General features: G+C 38.1%; 5 protein-coding genes and 1 other annotated feature. Of the genes, 2 read left to right on the top strand and 3 right to left on the bottom strand.

The features are described 5' to 3' along the window. Nucleotides 1-1,351, bottom strand: a 1,351-nt coding sequence (gene brnQ / locus HMPREF0518_RS03995) for a branched-chain amino acid transport system II carrier protein (RefSeq protein ID WP_080543074.1), incomplete at its 3' end; no start/stop codon positions are given. 69 nt (nt 1,352-1,420) lie between these two features. After that, nucleotides 1,421-1,670, bottom strand: a binding site (T-box leader). Between the two features lie 63 nt (nt 1,671-1,733). After that, a complete protein-coding gene (locus HMPREF0518_RS04000) occupies nt 1,734-2,069 on the bottom strand; it encodes an SLAP domain-containing protein (protein WP_003626368.1) in 336 nt (111 codons plus the stop codon). On the opposite strand from HMPREF0518_RS04000, the gene HMPREF0518_RS10650 reads away from it, so the two are divergent. Together HMPREF0518_RS10650 and HMPREF0518_RS10655 are read left to right on the top strand one after the other, a co-directional pair. After that, nucleotides 2,059-2,586, top strand: coding sequence for an aminotransferase class I/II-fold pyridoxal phosphate-dependent enzyme (locus tag HMPREF0518_RS10650; protein WP_003626370.1), 528 nt, complete (start codon nt 2,059-2,061; stop codon nt 2,584-2,586). The two genes, HMPREF0518_RS04000 and HMPREF0518_RS10650, sit on opposite strands and share 11 nt — an antisense overlap. A gap of 69 nt (nt 2,587-2,655) precedes the next feature. After that, nucleotides 2,656-3,033, top strand: coding sequence for a beta C-S lyase family protein (locus HMPREF0518_RS10655; protein WP_003626372.1), 378 nt, complete (start codon nt 2,656-2,658; stop codon nt 3,031-3,033). 68 nt (nt 3,034-3,101) lie between these two features. Here the strand turns inward: HMPREF0518_RS10655 and HMPREF0518_RS04010 are convergent, their stop codons facing one another. Continuing rightward, complete coding sequence (locus tag HMPREF0518_RS04010) at nt 3,102-3,341, bottom strand: hypothetical protein (protein ID WP_003626373.1); 240 nt, start codon at nt 3,339-3,341, stop codon at nt 3,102-3,104. Nucleotides 3,342-3,434: the final 93 nt, after the last annotated feature.

The raw sequence follows: 3,434 nt of genomic DNA on the forward strand, positions 1-3,434 counted from the left end.
CGTTCTTTCGGCTAAAGACATGGAATACTAAACCGACTACCAAACCAACTAAAGCAGGTACTAACCAGGAAAGTCCCATGCTTGCTAGTGGTAAAGAACTTCTTACTGCAGCAACCATTAAACTAAATTGACTTTGGCTAACAACTGCTGGAAATGCTACAACCATGTCTCCTAATGCAGAAACTACTGTAAACAAGATTACGAAGAAGTAAACTACGCCATCACGTTTAAACAATGGTGAAAATACTGATAAAAGGATCAAGACCATTGATAATGGGTACAAGAACATGAGCATTGGAATTGACCAAGCGATGATTTGATCCAAACCAAAGTTAGCAGCTAAGAATGATGCTAAACAGCTAAGTGCAAGCCATGCGTGGTAACTAACCTTTGGAAAATGCTTATGGAAATCTTGAGCAAATGCAGCAACTAAACCAACTGCAGTAGTCAAACAAGTAACAGTTAGCAAAAATGCAAGTAATGCTTGACCAAAGAGACCACCGTATTGATTAACGATTTGGTTAAATGCAACACCACCGTTGTCTGATACTTTGAAGTGGCCTAATGACATCGCACCCATCAAGATCAAAAGCAAGTAGATTAGAGCTACAGCTCCCATTGCAACCACACCAGATTTAGCAACTACCTTGGAAACACTCTTTGGATCTTTTTGACCCATTGAACGAACGGCGGTAACAACAGTAACACCAAAAGCTAAACCAGCTAAAGCATCCATAGTATTGTACCCTTCAAGGAAACCATTTACTAAAGTAGAATGCTTGTAAGCTGCGGTAACAGCTGCAGTTTGTGGATTTCCTAATGGATTAAGAAATGCAACAACGAAAACTAAGAATAAAAGTGCTAAAAATAATGGGTTTAAAACTTTACCAACGCTAGATAAGATGTTGTTTTCATGATATGAAAATGCAAATGCCAATAAGAAAAATACTGCTGAGAATACTAATAGTGAGACAGTTTGCATGTCCTTAGGGATAAATGGTGCCACACCAACTGTGAATGAAACTGTAGCTGTTCTTGGTGTACCAAATAAAGGACCGATAGCCGCATGGATTAACACCATGAATACTACTGCAAAACCAGCACCTAACGGCTTACCAATGTCATAAACACCACCTGCACGCGTGATGGCAACGGCAAGTACTGATAGTAAAGGCAATAACACACCAGTGATCAGAAATCCAACTGCGGCGCTCCCCCAGTTTGCGCCAGCAAGTTGTCCCAAATGAAGTGGGAAAATTAGGTTACCTGCCCCAAAGAATAATCCAAATAGTAAAGAAGCAACAACTAGATATTGCTTCCAGGTCAACTTACGAGATTTTTCATCATTCATACACTCGTCCTCCTGAGAATTAAGAATTATCTGATCACAAAAAAAGTCCCTCAACCAAAATTGCTTTGATTGAGGGACGCTTCTAGCGTGGTACCACCCTTTATTTATATTGCTATTACTAGCAATACCTTTCACGTGCGGCCGAAGAAACTTCAGCGATACGCAGGCACTATAACGGGTGCTCCCACTATTTCTTACTAAAACATTAAGAAATAGAACTCGAAAGTGATTTTCATTTAATTCTACCTTTATCTCCTCACACCTAACGAGACTCGCTGTAAATTCGAATTAAATTACTCTTCTTTCTCTTTGTTTTCAGATTGATTATATTGTTAATAATTATCTTAAGCAAATTACCATCGTTGTCAACACTTTTTTAATATTATTTTTTGATGACCCAACGAAAGCTTAAACTTGGAATATATTGGTTCTTACCGATCTGGTACATATATTGGTCCTTCACGATCCGGTGGCCTCTAATCTTAAAGACCTTTTCTTTCTCGAGTTTTAACTTTTTGACTAATTTACCTTGACGATTATAGATAAAGTATTGATTACCTTTAAGGCCATAATATTCTTTGACCAACTTCTTTAAAGCCGGCTTTTTTGTACTCTCTTCAGCAAGTTCCTTGATATTTAATGGCTGCTTCTTCTTCACATCCGCAGCGGCATATCCTAACCAAGCGACGCCTACTACCAAGCAATCATTGATTGGCATAAAAAAGCGCAAGAGCGTGTCAGGTTTAACTAAAGAAGATATTGGCTACGAAAACGGTGTACTTGGTGGTGTTGTTTCCGCCTTAAAAGTCTTCGCAGCACCAGGCGATAAAGTTTTGCTTCACTCACCAACATATATGGGTTTTACTAACGCTGTCTTAAGCAATGGTTACCAAATTGTCCACTCACCTTTAATTAAAGATGAAAATGGTACTTGGCGCATGGACTATGAGGACATGGACAAGAAGATTAAGGAAAATCCAATTCATGTTGCAATCTTTTGTAATCCTCATAACCCAACTGGCCGCGTTTGGACTAAAGAAGAAATTACCAAGGCAATGGAAGTTTATGAGAGAAACAACGTTTGGGTTATTTCTGATGAAATCTGGTCCGATCTGATGATGAACGACCACCATTACACTCCTACCCCATCAGTTAGCGAATGGGCTAAGCAACATACTGCAGCTTTTTATGCTCCATCTAAAACTTTTAACATCGCAGGATTAATTGGTAGTTAAAGTGTTATTTACAACAAGCCTATCCGTGAACGCATCCAAAGTGTTGGTGAAAAGACTGTTTACAATAGTATGAACGTCTTTTCAGAACATGCTTTAATTGGTGCTTACAGCGACGAAGGCGACAACTGGCTTGATCAACTTTTACCAGTTCTTTCGAAAAACGTAAACATAGCTTACGACTACGTAACTAAGCATTTTGATGGAGTATCGACCTTTAAGACCGAAGGTACTTACATGATGTTCCTGGATTGCACAGATTGGCTAAAGAAATATGGCAAAACGCAAAAGGAATTATTGCAACGTGGTTGGGATTACGGCATCGGCTGGCAAGATGGCGGCCTATTCCAAGGTCCAACTTCAATTAGATTGAACTTAGCTTCACCAACCTTCCGTATCGAAGATGCATTTAAGCGCATTGACAAATATGTTTTTAACGCAGAATGGTAAAAGAAAAGAACAGAACAGAATCAAAATCGATTCTGTTCTGTTCTTGTATTTATATTCAAATTTTTAAATTAACGATAGTCCTTAAGGAAGTCCATCATCTTATCATAGTCTGCATCATGCTTAGCATCGTAAGCATCCTCGACTTTAACAACCTTGTTGTTTTCAGTAATGATGCGGTATTCACGCAAGTCATTCTTTTCATTAGCAACAACAGTAATTTCACCCTTACCTGGAGTTGAATACAAGGTGGGGTTAAGTACTTCATTTAATTTATCTGATAATTGTTGGTTAAAAGCAATTTGATTCATTTTAATATATCTCTTTTCTTAAAATATTTCCAACAACGTTAGTATAACATTAGGTAGTATCATTTGCCATATCTAGTAAAGATATTTACTAAA

The organism is Lactobacillus helveticus DSM 20075 = CGMCC 1.1877 (genome assembly GCF_000160855.1).
Classification (GTDB): domain Bacteria; phylum Bacillota; class Bacilli; order Lactobacillales; family Lactobacillaceae; genus Lactobacillus; species Lactobacillus helveticus.